This is a genomic window from Nostoc sp. NOS(2021) (assembly GCF_017115025.1).
In the GTDB taxonomy this organism is placed as follows: domain Bacteria; phylum Cyanobacteriota; class Cyanobacteriia; order Cyanobacteriales; family Nostocaceae; genus Nostoc.
In genome coordinates this window covers 31,216-47,272 of the sequence record NZ_JABXKM010000033.1, presented here as the reverse complement: position 1 = coordinate 47,272, position 16,057 = coordinate 31,216, and the positions used below count along the sequence as shown (strand labels likewise).

The 16,057-nt window shown below is 41.2% G+C and carries 19 protein-coding genes and 2 pseudogenes; 11 read left to right on the top strand and 10 right to left on the bottom strand.

Annotated features, from left to right (window positions below; genetic code table 11):
- Positions 1–13 precede the first annotated feature (13 nt).
- The 3 genes from HWQ41_RS03585 to HWQ41_RS03575 all read right to left on the bottom strand — a co-directional run bounded on the left by HWQ41_RS03585 (position 14) and on the right by HWQ41_RS03575 (position 1,676).
- On the bottom strand, positions 14–406 hold the full coding sequence (locus tag HWQ41_RS03585; RefSeq protein WP_292760037.1) for a hypothetical protein: 393 nt from the start codon (positions 404–406) through the stop codon (positions 14–16).
- An 873-nt stretch (positions 407–1,279) separates the two neighbouring features.
- Positions 1,280–1,468 carry a hypothetical protein gene (locus HWQ41_RS03580; RefSeq protein WP_292760017.1) on the bottom strand — a complete coding sequence of 63 codons (189 nt, stop codon included), beginning with the start codon at positions 1,466–1,468 and terminating at the stop codon, positions 1,280–1,282.
- Positions 1,469–1,475: 7 nt separating this feature from the next.
- A complete protein-coding gene (locus HWQ41_RS03575; RefSeq protein WP_292760035.1) occupies positions 1,476–1,676 on the bottom strand; it encodes a hypothetical protein in 201 nt (66 codons plus the stop codon).
- Between the two features lie 240 nt (positions 1,677–1,916).
- Here HWQ41_RS03575 and HWQ41_RS03570 point away from each other — a divergent pair, with 240 nt between their 5' ends.
- Together HWQ41_RS03570 and HWQ41_RS03565 are read left to right on the top strand one after the other, a co-directional pair.
- Complete coding sequence (locus HWQ41_RS03570) at positions 1,917–2,159, top strand: hypothetical protein (RefSeq protein ID WP_292760015.1); 243 nt, start codon at positions 1,917–1,919, stop codon at positions 2,157–2,159.
- Positions 2,160–2,172: 13 nt separating this feature from the next.
- Positions 2,173–2,667 (top strand): hypothetical protein, encoded by a 495-nt coding sequence (locus tag HWQ41_RS03565; protein WP_292760013.1) that lies wholly within the window; start codon positions 2,173–2,175, stop codon positions 2,665–2,667.
- 52 nt (positions 2,668–2,719) lie between these two features.
- Here the strand turns inward: HWQ41_RS03565 and HWQ41_RS03560 are convergent, their stop codons facing one another.
- The 7 genes and pseudogenes from HWQ41_RS03560 to HWQ41_RS03530 form a co-directional block, all read right to left on the bottom strand.
- Positions 2,720–3,493 (bottom strand): hypothetical protein, encoded by a 774-nt coding sequence (locus HWQ41_RS03560; RefSeq protein WP_292760011.1) that lies wholly within the window; start codon positions 3,491–3,493, stop codon positions 2,720–2,722.
- Complete coding sequence (locus HWQ41_RS03555; RefSeq protein WP_292760009.1) at positions 3,486–4,622, bottom strand: AAA family ATPase; 1,137 nt, start codon at positions 4,620–4,622, stop codon at positions 3,486–3,488. The genes HWQ41_RS03560 and HWQ41_RS03555 overlap by 8 nt, the downstream gene beginning before the upstream one ends.
- Positions 4,623–4,712: 90 nt before the next feature.
- Positions 4,713–5,147: pseudogene (locus HWQ41_RS03550) on the bottom strand (site-specific integrase); the annotation flags it as partial.
- Positions 5,148–5,253: 106 nt separating this feature from the next.
- Positions 5,254–5,718 (bottom strand): type II toxin-antitoxin system VapC family toxin, encoded by a 465-nt coding sequence (locus HWQ41_RS03545; protein ID WP_292760007.1) that lies wholly within the window; start codon positions 5,716–5,718, stop codon positions 5,254–5,256.
- Positions 5,719–5,982, bottom strand: a complete 264-nt coding sequence (locus HWQ41_RS03540; RefSeq protein ID WP_292760005.1) for a hypothetical protein — start codon at positions 5,980–5,982, stop codon at positions 5,719–5,721.
- Positions 5,983–5,987: 5 nt separating this feature from the next.
- Positions 5,988–6,239, bottom strand: coding sequence for a hypothetical protein (locus tag HWQ41_RS03535; RefSeq protein ID WP_292760003.1), 252 nt, complete (start codon positions 6,237–6,239; stop codon positions 5,988–5,990).
- A 42-nt stretch (positions 6,240–6,281) separates the two neighbouring features.
- A pseudogene (locus HWQ41_RS03530) lies at positions 6,282–7,614 on the bottom strand (site-specific integrase); the annotation flags it as partial.
- A gap of 895 nt (positions 7,615–8,509) precedes the next feature.
- On the opposite strand from HWQ41_RS03530, the gene nifK reads away from it, so the two are divergent.
- The 9 genes from nifK (at position 8,510) to HWQ41_RS03485 (ending at position 15,947) form a co-directional block, all read left to right on the top strand.
- On the top strand, positions 8,510–10,045 hold the full coding sequence (gene nifK, locus HWQ41_RS03525; protein ID WP_292759999.1) for a nitrogenase molybdenum-iron protein subunit beta: 1,536 nt from the start codon (positions 8,510–8,512) through the stop codon (positions 10,043–10,045).
- Positions 10,046–10,199: 154 nt separating this feature from the next.
- The gene (locus tag HWQ41_RS03520; protein WP_292759997.1) at positions 10,200–10,541 is read left to right on the top strand and encodes a Mo-dependent nitrogenase C-terminal domain-containing protein; all 342 of its coding nucleotides are present in this window, start codon (positions 10,200–10,202) and stop codon (positions 10,539–10,541) included.
- Positions 10,542–10,616: 75 nt separating this feature from the next.
- On the top strand, positions 10,617–12,026 hold the full coding sequence (nifE, locus tag HWQ41_RS03515) for a nitrogenase iron-molybdenum cofactor biosynthesis protein NifE (RefSeq protein WP_292759994.1): 1,410 nt from the start codon (positions 10,617–10,619) through the stop codon (positions 12,024–12,026).
- Between the two features lie 160 nt (positions 12,027–12,186).
- Entirely contained in the window at positions 12,187–13,524 is a 1,338-nt protein-coding gene (gene nifN / locus HWQ41_RS03510; protein ID WP_292759992.1) for a nitrogenase iron-molybdenum cofactor biosynthesis protein NifN, read from the top strand.
- Positions 13,525–13,658: 134 nt separating this feature from the next.
- Positions 13,659–14,072 carry a nitrogen fixation protein NifX gene (gene nifX / locus HWQ41_RS03505; RefSeq protein WP_292759990.1) on the top strand — a complete coding sequence of 138 codons (414 nt, stop codon included), beginning with the start codon at positions 13,659–13,661 and terminating at the stop codon, positions 14,070–14,072.
- Positions 14,069–14,545 carry a NifX-associated nitrogen fixation protein gene (locus tag HWQ41_RS03500; protein WP_292759988.1) on the top strand — a complete coding sequence of 159 codons (477 nt, stop codon included), beginning with the start codon at positions 14,069–14,071 and terminating at the stop codon, positions 14,543–14,545. The genes nifX and HWQ41_RS03500 overlap by 4 nt, the downstream gene beginning before the upstream one ends.
- A gap of 70 nt (positions 14,546–14,615) precedes the next feature.
- Entirely contained in the window at positions 14,616–14,816 is a 201-nt protein-coding gene (locus tag HWQ41_RS03495) for a CCE_0567 family metalloprotein (RefSeq protein WP_292759986.1), read from the top strand.
- A complete protein-coding gene (nifW, locus tag HWQ41_RS03490) occupies positions 14,813–15,130 on the top strand; it encodes a nitrogenase-stabilizing/protective protein NifW (RefSeq protein WP_292759984.1) in 318 nt (105 codons plus the stop codon). The genes HWQ41_RS03495 and nifW overlap by 4 nt, the downstream gene beginning before the upstream one ends.
- Before the next feature lie 10 nt (positions 15,131–15,140).
- A complete protein-coding gene (locus HWQ41_RS03485; RefSeq protein WP_292759982.1) occupies positions 15,141–15,947 on the top strand; it encodes a HesA/MoeB/ThiF family protein in 807 nt (268 codons plus the stop codon).
- The last annotated feature ends 110 nt before the right edge of the window (positions 15,948–16,057 follow it).

Genomic DNA, 16,057 nt, shown 5'->3' with positions numbered 1-16,057 from the left:
CTAGCCATCAAAATTATTCCTCAACAATTTCGACTGTTTTCGGAATCTCAGCCTTTTGGGCATCAGTATAGACTTCTGATCTAAGTTCATTTCTCAGTTTGAGTTTTAGCTCCTCTGTAATTGGTAAATCTTTAATTTCTTTGAGGAGAACTTGAACAGATTCGGTTTTGCTACGTTCTTTATATATGGCTGTAACAATGGCTTCAATTCCATATCCGGCTACAGCATCTCCTGCAACAGTGATTAAGCCAAGCAGGGCTATACCTCCGACGATACCAAACGGACCTCCTAACGCTGTAAGGGTAGCTGCAACAGCGGCAGAACTACCTCCTGATGTAACCGTTAGAATCACGAGAATGACACCAGGAAGTCCCAGCCCAGCAAGCTTTTTAACGATTTCGTCCATTGTAATCAACATATTGTTAGTTAAATATTACTAATAACAGGAAAATTTATTTAGGCTAGTTAAAAACTAAAATTTTATTTCATTTATTATTTTTTGCAATTAATTTATTACCATAGATAATCTCAGTTTTATAAATAAAATGCAACAGCAGCTAAGACAGTTAAACGGACAGTTAAAACAGTTAAACGGACAGTTAAGACAGTTAAACGGACAGTTAAGACAGTTAAACAGACAGTTAAGACATTTAAGACAGTTAAACAGATAGTAGAAATATTTAAAACAATTAATGAAGAATAATTACTAAGCACAATTTTTGTATAATTAACTACAAATTTACATAAATAGTCAAAGACGCTTGCTTTGTGCGTCGCTAGATGATATTGCTTCTGCACCGAGAACAAGTCTAAACTTCAGCACTAAAGTAAGTTCTAGTAACGGCATAGATGGCAACTGAACTCATGCCCCTCTAGAAACCCTTTGCTACATTCGATCTTCCCCGCAACCTATACACCAGCAGTTGCTTCACTTAGTTACTGACCCGTGCTGTATTTGTTGAGGCTTAGTGTACTCCAGTGTCTCAGTTGCTTTCGAGCGATCGCTCGTAGAAAAATGCCAGCTATCTACATCTTCTGAAGTTCTATTTAGTTTTGTTCATTTCTAGCCAGTTGTAGAGCGGGAACTGAACTCTGTTGAGCGCTGTATCAATCATGTAGAGCATTTGTACAGCACTCATTTGACAACTGGCGTAGCACGGAACACCAGAAGCGGAAAGTTTTATCTTATCCCTCGTACAACTTCTTTGCTGTCCCGTTGCGTTGCTAACTCCATTGAAACTGGAACCCAAAGACATTGGAGGCAAATTGCCAAATTTGTTTAGGGTGTTATCTCTCTGCCGTATTCAGACTCCAAAACGCTCAAAAGTTTTTCTTCCACAGCAGTAAGATAAGGCCGATTTACCTTCCCCAATGACTGCAACAGAGTTTTGACTGTCTCCTCCAGCGAATCGGGAACACCAAATGTATCGTATCCCTCTGTAAAGGAAAATCTTTGAGGATTAACCATTGTGCATTTACTCGTCCGACTCTAGCAGTTGAGCAAGTTGATGTGCAGCTGCGTGGGAATTAAGTGGCGACCAAATAGGGTAAGTTGCTCCTTGCTCTAATGATGGCTCTTCATCCCTAGATAATTCTGAAACTAGAAACTGCATCACTTTCAGTTTCTCTGCACGAGTTAAATTTCGCAGGGTAGGAAATAGCTCTACGGCATTCATAATTGTCATGCTGGAGATGAATCAACATTTCTATCTTTCCACAAATTTCCAGTTGTTGACCAAGTTTATGTGCAACTGCGTAGGAATTAAGCGGCTTTGAGACAACGGTGCATTGCGCTTTGCGACAACGCACCCTACATTGGGGAATGGGATCTAAGGGAAAAGTGCATAGTGCCTACGCACTTTCAGCAAAACATATTTATTGTATTAAGCTTAAGAGAGAAGTTCGGATTAATCTATATGAATGACAAAAAACTAGGCTATGCCCAATATTATACTTACGAGGCAAGAAAAGATATGCGATGGTTACATCGCACTATTGAGTTGTTGCATCAACACCCGGAACGAGGAAAATATGAATCTGAAGAAGCAGGAGAACTGTTTACAAATGAGACGATAGAAGTAGGAAAAAAGCTAATTAAATTAATGGAGATAGAAAAACCAACATCAAAAGATAATAAGCGAATTATACAATTTACTTAAATTTTACAAAGGTGTGCGTAATTACAATTGGGATGACATTTGTCAATATGTTGAAGAGTGGCATTGGGTCGCAAATATCTGGGATAATTTTGAGAGAATGATCGAATTAAATTTATGGAAAGAAGTTGAATCTAAACTTTATTCTATCGCCAAACCATTAATAGCAGAAGGTAAATTTATTCGCACTACTTCCAGTCGAGCACATTATGGCCATGTAGTATTCCATATCGAACCGAAAATTGAAGACCAGACTATTCAAATTATCTGGCAAATTAGCGATGAGAAAATTATTCCAGTTGATTATATTCCGATAATTTTTGAAGGAATTATCGATGCCATAATTGAATATTTTCATAAGACAAATATTACCCTAACATCTATGAAAATTATCGTGTACGATGGAAGTCATCACGAGGTTGATTCCAGACAACTTTCTTACCGAATAGCGGCAGCAATAGCTTGCCGTAAGGCTTTAGCAAATGCTGAATTCATTCGCATTCCCAGTTGATAGTCTTTCTGTAAATCACTCATGCGATCGCACTTATAATTATCTTGATTTTTTACTCAGACAAAATAATTGGAGTCAAGTGTTGCTCAATTTCTTGGATATAGGCTGTTAAACCTGTATGAACACCTCTTTGACGTAGAAGGTTCAAACTTGTATTTTCCCAGCACTGCTGTTCACGTTTCATATCTTTGCTTGTTAGCTGCTCAACAATTACTTTTGGATTTCTAATTCTATCAGGTTCTTTCTGTGAGGTAGAGCGTAGTCTGTGTGACTCTATGCAAGGGTCGAAATTCAATAGAGTCTTGATTTCTTCTAGAATTTGTTCTTCTTGATTAGACGCAATAAACCCATTGAGAACCCATGCTTCACGTTTTGGGTTAGCTGTACCAATAACAATTTTTAGTTGAGGCTGTCGATTGATATGTTCTGAGCGTGCTTGCTCAAGCCCTTCTCTACGCTCTGGTTGATTGTCTAAATCACGGATAAAGATAATTGCTTTAATCTGTCGTGTTCTTTGAAGAAAATCTACTAACTTAAGAACCTTAATAGATATTGCTCCATCAGCTTTAAACGGTACACCTTTATTAGAATGACCCAGAAATCTTGGAGATTTATATATTAGTTTTTCTTTTGCATCATCAATGATTTTATCAACGTCACTCCAGCAGGAATGTTCTGTTCCTGCCTGTAAGCCACTCCAGTTAAATATATATTTTATTATATCAGGCTCTAACCAATCGATTTGCTCCATCAAAACGCGCTCGGCTAATTTAGTAGCTGTTCGTGCATCTGCACCACTTTCCACTATTACAATGAACTCACTCACTGACTTCTCCTACAACAACCCAATCTTCACCCTCAGCATCCCAAAACTCACCAGTTGTCAAAGTTTTTTTTGCCCATTCTACATCAGGATGTTCATCCAAACGCTTGGAGATTGTGAAGCCTGAATGAGGACTGTTATTTAATATATGTACTTGAGAAGGAACAAGCTCATCAATAATATAAGGAGAGTGAGTAGAGAAAATAATTTGCAGATTCGTATTATATTGAATTATTTCCTTAAAAACAGTCATCAACTGACGTTGTGCTTTTGGGTGAAGTCCTTGTTCCACATCATCTAGAAAAACTAAATTAGGTTGATTAGGCTTCATCAACACAGTTAGTAAACCTAAAGTTAGCATTGTTCCTTCGCTAATTGCATGGGCTGGAATACGATTACCTGTATTCATGTCTAATATCACTTCTTGTCCTGTCATTTCCTGACTTTCTTCATAGGAAATGGACTTACCATCAACTTCGATTAAACGTTTGCGAATAACTGGAACTTTTGCTCGTTTTATGCCAATTTTTTGCACATTTGGTACAATCCGACTTAACATTTCCTCTATTAATTTAAATTTGTCTGGGGCCTCATTACGCAAAAAATCTAAAGTGGGTGCTAATCCTGAACCGTCGAACTCAACCCTCGGCGTAATTTCTTCACTGTAAGCTGCTTTCGCAAGATTACTTGCAACTAACTTCAGGTAAACAGCATATTTCAGAGATTGAGGAATTGGATATGGAGATTCACTTAAAGAACTTGACCATCCTACCAATTTTCCACGTTTTACATCTATGTTCCATGATGCTGTCGGATACCAAGAATCATTATTTTCCTGCTTCCAACTATAGGAAGCTTGCCAATTCTGGCGATTGGTATATCCCCAAAAACCACTTGCAGTAACAGAAATATCTTTTTCCCCAATTGTTGTAATGAATTGAGGTGATTTTTCATACTGAAATATCTGTGCAAATGATGAATCAGCCAGCCTACTTAGATTATGTAATGCTTGTAAGACGGTTGTTTTGCCAGCACTATTTTTTCCTACTAGTCCGTGTAATCGTGAACTATCAAAACTAAGTTCCGTATGTTTATGGCTTTTGAAATTATGAAGTATTACCTTTTCTAGCATTTGATTGCTAACATCCTTTTATAAATAATCGAATTTGACTTATATAAATCATAGCAAATTATCTAAAATTGGTATGATTCATCAGTAAATTTAACTTTGTTTATAAACCATTTCCATTTTCAACTTCTCAATCTCCAACTTCAACTTATCATTCTCCATCCTCAATTTTGCATTTTCCTCCCTAATCAAGTCAACTTCATTCCTCTTACTCAACGCCTGATTAATCGCCAACTTCCGCATATCTAGCGAAAACCAACGCTGATAAGTTTGAGTATGAACTTGCACACTATGCCCCAAATTATCCGCCGCAGCTTTAATTGGTACCCCTAAAATATGCGCCCTAATTGCCCAAGCATGACGCAAATCATAAGGTTTGAAATCCAATCCTATCTTACGAAACCACCAGCTAACTCGCTGTGTTAACGCCGTTATCTCAGCATGATTAATGTTATCTTTTTTAGCGATCGCACTCCTTAACATCTCTAAATATTTAGGATTTCTCAAATCAAAATCTTCAATCCATTTATTGATGTAATATTAATACTTGTCTTTACTAAGTAGTCAGTATTATTGCCGTATAGTGCAACGCACTACATCAATCTCAGTAGTAAATATCATAAGTGAGTCTGCATTATGGGTGACTATTAGGGTTTTCAATCATTAATCCCTCACTTACAACTGCTGCATTCAACTCATTATCTGCGGACACAAAGGTAATAGGAGGTAATCCATTAGCAATGCAAATGGTGTTGACTACACGACCTACTGCTAGTTGGATAGCATCATAACCTCTTAAACCATAAGTTTCAGATAATACCATTCCAGAATTAATGATATTTTCTGTGATTTCAACAATTTGATAGTCTTTCTGTAAATCACGTTTGAACTGATTGCGTGTTATTGTCGCATCTGTAATGCTAATACTTCCACTGCGCGATCGCCTGGTAATTGCCGCTATAATTTCCACACCAGTTATTGCAGCAATAAATGCCTCATTGTTGAGAGTCGGATCAAATAGCCCCAAAACCCAAACTGATCCAATTTCGCTAATATAACGCTTAACTAATGCGCTACTGTCTAGAAAATAAACTGCCATCTAACGGCGTTCCTCAATGATACTTTCAGAAACAGGCTTTCCCTCAGCATGAATTAGTCGTCGCTCAGTTATTGGCTCGTAAATAGGATGCTTGATCTGTTTCACTAACCCAGAATCGATCAGGGCTTGATGAAATGCTGCTTGCTTAACAGTTTCTTCATTATCAGCAAGATACTTTTGAATTGTCTGATTAAGCTGCTGAAGCTCTTTTATTTCAAGTGTCTCAAGCTGCTTAAGTATTTGGTTCAAAGTTTCTATTGTCATACTTTTTAATGTTCCTCAAAAGGAAGCTGTTCTAGACGTTCCAACAGATTACCTTCCCAACTACCTATTACTTCTTCAACAAACTTACGAGAGTATCCTAGTTCTTCCGGCGTTTTGGTTGGAGACTGTGAAGATTTTTGTATAACAGGTTGAAAGACAATCACTACATCTAATTCTTGGTTGGTAATTTCCGGCGGAAGCTGGATTTGCAGAATTCCATCATCACCAATATATGTTCTAATCTTAATACTTTCCATAAGTGACCTCCTAGCTATTATATTATCAGTATTTGGGCAAGCTTAACTTTGTTTATAAACCATTTCCATTTTCAACTTCTCAATCTCCAATCTCAACTTATCATTCTCCATCCTCAACTTAGCATTCTCCTCCCTAATCAAGTCAACTTCATTCCTCTTACTCAACGCCTGATTAATCGCCAACTTCCGCATATCTAGCGAAAACCAACGCTGATAAGTTTGAGTATGAACTTGCACACTATGCCCCAAATTATCCGCCGCAGCTTTAATTGGTACCCCTAAAATATGCGCCCTAATTGCCCAAGCATGACGCAAATCATAAGGTTTGAAATCCAATCCTATCTTACGAAACCACCAGCTAACTCGCTGTGTTAACGCCGTTATCTCAGCATGATTAATGTTATCTTTTTTAGCGATCGCACTCCTTAACATCTCTAAATATTTAGGATTTCTTAAATCAAAATTCTCAATCCATTGCCGATATAATGGTAATGCTTCTCTTTCCCCAGTCTTACAATCCTTATGGACTTTCCATGTTAAATCTAAATTTTCTTGACTCAACCACCAATTAATATCAGGATTTATAAAAAGTTCCCGTGGACGTAAACCAAAAACTGCTAACATTCCATAAGTCCAGCGCCAAAGCTGCCAGCTATCTTGAACATTTTGATTAACTTGATTACCTCTGGTATAAAGATAATTTTCAAACTTAATAATTCCCTCAGATATTTCCGCATCACTCGGTATATTTCGGGAATTACTCTCAGGCATTTTGGAATATTTAGATAAATCGATTTCGATGTTGAATGTCAGGCAAAAAGCAGATATAGCTCTGGCTGCATTATACTTAGCCCATTCCTTATCTATTTGTTCAATTGAACTGATCAAATTTTCAGCGATCGCTAAATCTTTAGGATTCGTAAATCTCTTTGTTCGAGAAAAATAATAAAAAAACGTATGTTCGCTTTTGGTAGTTCGTTTGTGAGTTTTAAAATACTCAGTTTCAAATTCTTCGAGTAATTCTCCTATTGTTTGAAAATCTTTTCTAATTGCCTCATTTCCTAAATATTTATCATTCCATTCAAACGTCTTACGAGCAATTAACTTTCCTAATTCATAAGCTTCTTCCTCAGCCGTCTTGAGTCCATCCAAGTTAGCAGGAATATTCAAACTGAGATTATATTGCTTTCTGCCAGTACCACTGCTGTCCTTGTCTCCCGGTTTAATTGGTAACGTCGCCCGTAATTGCAAACTTCCGTTTGATTCTCTAATTGTCACCTTTGCCTTTGCAGACTTCAAACGCAGATTAACTTTCTCTAATTCCAAAAGTACTTTCGTTTTCATCGTGCGCTCTTTGTTGCTGTGATTGCAGAGATAAACATAAACACTGGGCGGATAGAAATCGCAGAGCTACACAAGCAAAAGCTTACCTACGCAGGTTAACCTAACGTGAGTTCGACAAGTCTTATTTGACCTCTCCCCCAGCCCCTCTCCGACGCGGAGAGGGGAGCAAAAAGCTTAATTTTTCGTTGCTCCTCCCTTTCCGTTTCGGAGAGGGAGGCTGGGAGGGAGAGGTTGATCGAACTCACGTTAACCTACGTTACTGCTACGCCCACAAACTCTAAATTTTTCCCTAGTCCGCGTAGGCGGACTACCCTGCGGGAAGCCGCAAAGCGTCTATGTTTGTGTAGCCGCGATTTCTAATCGCCCTGGCTTAGGACAACATTTAGATGATGCGTGAGTCCTGAACCTGATTATGCATCGCTGTGTTTTTAGCCTATATTTAGCCTAAAAATAAATGTGTTATCAGCGAACAATGTTTAGCACAGACACTGTTTACTGCAAACATTAGGCTGGTGAAAAGAATTAAACCACAAAAAGGATTACTCCGGCCCTTACCACGGTTATGACGGCTTCGCCATCTTCGCTCGCGATATGGACTTGGCACTCAACAGCCCAACCTGGGGATTAATTGGCGCTCCTTGGAATGAAAAAGCTCAGGCTAAGAAGGCTGAAGCTAAGGCTAAGGCTACCGTCTAGGGAAATGGGAGCTAGATAAGTAGGGATAAGCCTGGGGCTAAAACCCCAGGAGGGGAGTTGGGAATCCAAAATTCAAAACTGAAAAATTAAAAATTTCTTTTGATTTTTGCATTTTGAATTTTGAATCATATTCCCATCTCCCTTGCACAGACGCGATTAATCGCGTCTCTTCCGCCTCAAATCCTCATTCCTCAATCAGTAAAGAATTCAGTAAGCTTGGAGATCCAGAAATGCCTCAGAATCCAGAAAAAATTCAAGATCACGTAGAGTTATTCCACCAACCGGAGTACCAACAGCTATTTGAAAACAAAAAGCAGTTTGAAAACGGTCACGATCCCGAAGAAGTAACACGGGTTGCAGAGTGGACAAAGGGTTGGGATTATCGTGAAAAGAACTTCGCTCGTGAAGCTTTAACCGTTAACCCTGCTAAAGGTTGTCAACCATTGGGAGCAATCTTTGCTGCTGTTGGTTTTGAAGGTACTCTACCTTTTGTTCAAGGTTCTCAAGGTTGCGTTGCTTACTTCCGCACCCACTTAACCCGTCACTACAAAGAACCATTCTCTGGTGTATCTTCTTCAATGACTGAAGATGCAGCCGTGTTTGGTGGTCTGCAAAACATGATTGACGGCTTGGCGAACTCTTACCAACTCTACAAGCCCAAGATGATTGCTGTCTGCACCACCTGTATGGCAGAAGTAATTGGTGATGACTTGCAGTCTTTCATCAACAACGCCAAAGAAGCTGGTTCAGTTCCTCAAGATTTCCCAGTACCTTACGCTCACACCCCTAGCTTTGTCGGTTCCCACATCACTGGTTACGACAACATGATGAAGGGAATTCTTTCTAACTTGACCGCAGGTCATAAGAAAGAAACCAGCAATGGTAAAATCAACTTCATCCCAGGTTTTGACACCTACGTAGGTAACAACCGCGAAATCAAGCGCATTGCTTCTTTGTTCGGCTTTGAGTACACCATTCTAGCCGACAACAGCGACTACCTAGATTCACCTAACACAGGTGAGTTCGATATGTATCCAGGTGGTACAAAGCTGGAAGATGCCGCAGATTCAATTAATGCTAAAGCGACGATCGCTCTGCAATCACACTCTACCCTCAAAACCCGCGAGTACATCGAAAAAGAATGGAAGCAACCAACCTCAGTTTTCCGTCCTTGGGGTATTAAGGGTACTGATGAGTTATTGATGAAACTCAGCGAACTGAGTGGTATACCCATTCCTCAAGAATTGGAAATTGAACGCGGTCGCGCAGTTGATGCCATGACCGACTCCCATTCATGGATTCACGGCAAGCGCTTCGCTATCTACGGCGAACCAGATTTAGTATACAGCGTAGTTGGCTTTATGCTGGAAATGGGTGCTGAACCTGTGCATATCTTGGTTCACAACAGCAACGAAGTATTTGAAGCAGAAATGAAAGAACTGCTTGCTTCTAGCCCATTCGGTAAGAATGCAACTGTTTGGCCTGGTAAAGACTTGTGGCATCTGCGTTCTTTGATGTTCACCGAACCCGTAGACTTCCTGGTTGGTAACACCTACGGTAAGTACCTGTGGCGCGATACCAAAACTCCCTTAGTGAGAATTGGCTACCCCATTATGGATCGTCACCACTTACACCGCTACTCCACCATTGGTTATCAAGGTATAATCAACCTGCTCAATTGGGTTGTAAATACCCTGTTTGAAGAAATCGATCGCAACACCAACATTCCTTCTAAGACAGATATTTCCTACGACTTGATTCGTTAGAAATTGCGTAGAAACCCAGGTTACTAGGGACTGGTGACTGGGGACTGGGGACTGGGGACTGGGAATTAAGAAAGAATTTTCCCAATACCCAGTACCCAATACCCAGTACCCAATACCCAGTACCCAATCTAGCATTTACCCAAGGTATCTATAAATGGAAACCATCAATCATACTCACGAACACACTCACGCTCATCCTAATTACCATCCACCTAACTATAAAAAACCAGGGAAGTTCAACAATCTTCTCAATCCGTTGCGCCGTATAGTGGATGGAATTCAGGTTAAAAATAATCGCATTGCTCATCTAATTTGCCAAACAATTCCTTGTTGTTGTCCCTTTGAGCGACAAATTAAATTATTTGGGAAGTCTATTGATATCCCACCACTATGTAAACTCAATCCTTTATATGACGAATTTGTAGGATTGCGTTTCCGCGCTCTATCTTACCTTGCCGATGTATGTGGAGAGGATGTCACGAAATATATTTGTTAGTCATTGGTCATTAGTTATTCAAAGGACAAATGACAAAGGACAAATGACAATTAACAATTAAGTACGAGAAGAGAGATGAAAATCACCCAAGGCAAAATCAACGAACTGCTGACTGAGACAGGATGCGAGCATAATCAGCACAAACAAACGGAAAAGAAAAACAAGTCTTGCGCCCAACAGGCACAACCTGGCGCGGCTCAAGGGGGCTGTGCCTTTGATGGTGCAATGATTGCCCTAGTGCCGATCGCAGATGCAGCGCATCTAATCCACGGGCCGATCGCTTGTGCTGGTAATTCCTGGGGCAGTCGTGGTAGTCTTTCCTCTGGCCCTCAACTCTACAAGATGGGCTTTACGACTGACTTGGGTGAAAATGATGTCATCTTTGGTGGCGAAAAGAAGCTTTACAAAGCGATTCTGGAACTTCACCAGCGCTACCAACCAGCAGCTGTATTCGTGTACGCTACTTGCGTTACTGCTTTAATTGGTGATGATATTGATGCTGTCTGCAAAGCGGCGGCTGAAAAAATTGGTACTCCTGTTATTCCCGTCATTGCCCCAGGATTTATTGGTAGTAAAAATCTGGGCAACCGTTTTGGCGGTGAAGCTTTATTAGAATATGTTGTCGGCACAGCAGAACCGGAACATACAACGCCTTATGATATTAACTTAATCGGTGAATACAACATCGCCGGGGAAATGTGGGGAGTAACACCACTGTTAGAAAAATTAGGCATTCGTATTTTGTCTAAAATTACGGGCGATGCTCGCTACAATGAAATTCGCTACGCCCACCGCGCCAAGCTCAATGTGATGATCTGCTCACGAGCGCTGCTCAATATGGCGAGAAAGATGGAGGAGCGTTACAACATCCCTTACATTGAAGAGTCTTTCTACGGCATCGATGATATGAATCGTTGTCTGCGAAATATCGCTGCTAAATTAGGTGATAGCGAAGCGTTAGCGAGTCCTCGAGCGTCCGCTGATTTACAGGAGCGTACAGAAAAGCTAATTGCAGAAGAAACGGCTGCTTTAGATTTGGCACTGGCTCCCTATCGCGCTCGACTCAAAGGTAAGCGAGTTGTTTTGTATACTGGTGGTGTCAAGAGTTGGTCAATTATCTCGGCTGCTAGGGACTTGGGTATTGAGGTTGTTGCTACCAGTACTCGCAAAAGTACTGAGGAAGATAAAGCCAAAATCAAGAAGTTGCTCGGCAACGATGGCATTATGTTGGAGAAGGGCAACGCTAAAGAATTGCTACAAGTGGTTAAAGACACTCGCGCAGATATGCTGATTGCTGGTGGTCGTAACCAATACACCGCTTTGAAAGCTCGAATTCCTTTCCTTGATATCAACCAAGAACGTCACCATCCCTATGCAGGTTATGTGGGAATGATTGAGATGGCGCGGGAACTGTACGAAGCTCTGTATAGCCCGATTTGGGAACAAATACGCAAACCCGCTCCTTGGGACGAGGAAGCAGTTTAATGGCTCTTATACCCTCGTTCCCAGACTCGGGCTGGGAACGCATTCCGGGAGGGCTGCTGCCCTTCCTTTTAAAGCAGATGAGGCGGAGCCTCACTGTCAGCATTCTCCGGCGGAGCCAGGGAACGAGAAAGTCTGCCCTGTGGAATGAGGAGGTAGTTTAATGGCGATCGTTTCCATTTCTAATAAAGCACTGACTGTTAATCCCCTTAAGCAAAGTCAAGCTTTGGGTGCAACCTTAGCCTTTTTGGGATTGAAAGGGACGATGCCCTTATTTCACGGTTCTCAAGGTTGTACTGCTTTCGCCAAAGTTGTCTTAGTACGGCATTTCCGGGAAGCGATTCCCCTTGCTACCACAGCGATGACGGAAGTCACCACTATTTTGGGTGGTGAAGAGAATGTGGAACAAGCAATTCTGACTTTGGTAGAAAAGGCTAATCCAGAAATTATTGGTTTATGTAGCACTGGGTTGACTGAAACTAGAGGAGATGACATTGAGGGTTTTCTTAAGGCAATCCGCGATCGCCATCCAGAATTGAATGATTTGGCGATCGTTTTTGCACCTACCCCAGATTTTAAAGGTGCGTTACAAGATGGCTTTGCCGTTGCTGTGGAAAGCATAGTTCAGGAAATTCCTCAACCAGGTGGAATCAGAACTGAACAAGTGACAATTTTGGCGGGTTCTGCCTTCACACCTGGGGATGTACAGGAAATCAAAGAGATAGTTACGTCCTTTGGATTAGTGCCGATCTTTGTACCTGATCTTGGCGCTTCTCTTGATGGACACTTAGAGGATACTTATAGTGCGGTTACAGTCAGTGGGACTACCTTAAAACAGCTACGAGAAGTAGGTAGTTCTGCTTTTACCCTAGCGTTGGGTGAAAGTATGCGGGGGGCTGCAAAGATTCTGGAAGAACGCTTTGGCACACCTTATGAGGTGTTTGGCGAACTGACGGGATTAGAACCGGTGGATGAGTTTATCCAAGCATTGGCGATTCTGAGTGGTAACAGCGTACCCGAAAAATACCGCCGCCAACGCCGTCAGTTGCAAGATGCGATGCTGGACACTCACTTTTACTTCGGTGCAAAACGAGTTTCCCTAGCGCTGGAACCAGATTTGCTGTGGTCAACAGTGCATTTTCTGCAATCGATGGGAGCGCAAATTCATGGGGCGGTGACAACCACGCGATCGCACCTCTTAGAAAAACTCCCGGTTAAAAACGTCACGATCGGCGATTTGGAAGACTTTGAGAGTTTAGCAGACGGTTCTGATTTGCTGATTGGTAACTCGAATGTCGGTGCGATCGCAAAACGACTCTCGATTCCTCTTTATCGTCTAGGATTGCCTATTTATGACCGCTTAGGTAATGGTCAATTTACCAAAGTTAGCTATCGAGGCACAATGGAACTTGTGTTTGGCATGGGCAACCTGTTTTTAGAGGCAGAAGAAGCGAGAGTTAAGCAGTTTCAAGAGTTAGGAATTGTGAGCGCAGAGTTTTGAATTACAGCAGTTTTCATGTATTTGAACCACATCTGTCGTAGGGGCAATTCATGAATTGCCCCTACCGCGTGGTCTATTTACCTGAAAATAGCTGTAACACTTCAAAATTCAAAACTTTAGAGAGGAGAATTACAATGAAAATTGCCTTCACGACGAGTGACCGAGTTCACATTAATGCTCATTTTGGAGCGGCAGATGAAATTGATGTTTATGAAGTCTCGGATGAAGGATATAGATTCCTAGAGACTCTTAAATTTGATGACCAGCTTCAAGAAGAGAGTAATGAGAGTAGACTGGCACCAAAACTTGCGGCTCTAGAGGACTGCACAATTATTTATGTAATAGCAATTGGTGGTAGCGCCGCCGCTCGATTAATCAAGAAAGGTGTTACTCCAGTGAAGGCGCGATCGGAAGAAGAAGAAATTAGTGAAGTGCTAAACAAGCTTGTGAAAACCCTCAAAGGTAATCCTCCACCTTGGTTGCGTAAAGCTTTACAGCAAAAACCCACAAATTTTGCCGATGAAGTTGAAAATGAAGCAACAGTATGACCACAAATAATAGTGTTAACGGAACTGCTACGACAGAAGTCTTGAACTCACCTTTCCTGAAGGTATTAATTAAACAAATCCGTGGTCAAGACAGTTATGGAGTTTATCGGAGTTGGTCGGATGAGTTGATTCTCAAACCCTTTATTGTCACTAAACAAAAGAAACGGGAAATCTCCGTTGAGGGCGAAGTTGATCCGATAACTCAAGCTCGGATTATGGCATTTTTTCGAGCCGTAGCTGCTGGGATTGAACAAGAAACAGGTTTGATATCCCAGGTTGTGGTTGATTTGAGCCATGAAGGATTTGGTTGGGCGCTAGTTTTTTCGGGCCGTCTTTTGCTAACTGTGAAAACTTTGCGAGATGCTCAACGCTTTGGCTTTGACTCCCTGGATAAATTAGCAGAAGAGGGAGAAAACTACGTCAAAAAAGGCATTGATTTGGCGAAGCGCTTTCCTGAAGTTGGCAAAGTTTAATTAGTCATTGGTCATTGGTCATTAGTAAAAGACAAATGACTAATGACAAAGGACAAAGGACGAAGGACAAATGACAATTGAGGAACTACAAGGACAAATCAGACGGCTTAACAGCAAAGCGGGTCAAATGAAAATGGATCTGCATGATTTAGCTGAAGGTCTGCCAACAGATTACAAACAACTTCTGGATGTTGCCGCCGCAACTTATGAAATCTATCGCCAGTTAGATGAACTTAAGCAACATCTGAAAAATTTGGAGAATGCTAAATGACTGGAACTATTGATCAATTCAAGCAGCTCGTAGATGCCGAAGAATTTTTTCAATTCTTTAACATGTCCTACGATTTAGAAGTTGTGAATGTCAATCGTCTACATATTCTGAAAAAGTTTTCTCAATATATGAAGGAAATTGATGATAATTCTCCTGACTTGAGTCAAGAAGAGAAATTAAATCAATATTCTTTGGCTTTGCAAAAAGCCTATCAGGTATTCATCGAATCAACACCCCACGAACAAAAGCTGTTCAAAGTGTTTAACGACAAGCCGAAAAATGTAGTCACACTGACAGAAATCACTTCTGATTAGGAGGTATAAATTGGTTAACCTGATGCCTACCGAATTAGAACGCTATCGTCGCCAAATGATGCTTCCGAATTTTGGCGAAACAGCACAGAAGCGCCTGAAGTCAGCGACAGTTCTGGTTACAGGTGTGGGGGGATTAGGCGGTACGGCGGCGCTTTACCTAGCAGTAGCAGGCGTTGGGCGGCTAATCTTAGTCCGGGGTGGTGACTTGCGGCTAGATGATATGAATCGTCAGGTTCTCATGACTGATGATTGGGTAGGTAAGCCAAGGGTATTCAAAGCTAAAGAAACTCTGGATGCAATTAATCCTGATGTTGAAGTGGAAGCTGTTCATGATTACATCACCCCGGAAAATGTAGATTCGTTAGTGCAATCTGCTGATATGGCTCTTGATTGCGCCCACAATTTTACAGAGCGCAATTTGTTAAATGAAGCCTGTGTGCGTTGGCGTAAGCCAATGGTAGAAGCCGCAATGAATGGGATGGAGGCTTATCTCACGACGATTATTCCTGGTGTGACTCCTTGTTTGTCTTGTCTGTTTCCAGAAAAGCCTGATTGGGATCAGCGCGGCTTTTCAGTTATAGGCGCTGTCTCTGGGACACTAGCTTGTCTAACAGCACTGGAGGCGATCAAGCTGATCACTGGGTTTAGTCAGCCTCTATTGTCGCAATTGCTGACAATCGACCTGAATCGGATGGAATTTGCTAAACGCCGTTCTCACCGCGATCGCTCTTGTCCAGTATGCGGTAATAGTGCGCCTTGGAGACACGCGCAATCCAATTCGATGGAACCCACGGGTATTGTACAAAATAGTCATTAGTCATTAGTCATTGGTCATTAGTGAATAACAATTGACAAAAAATAAAGGACAACTGACAACTGACAAATGACAAATGACAACCCACATCTGAAATCAGAACAACTAATCGC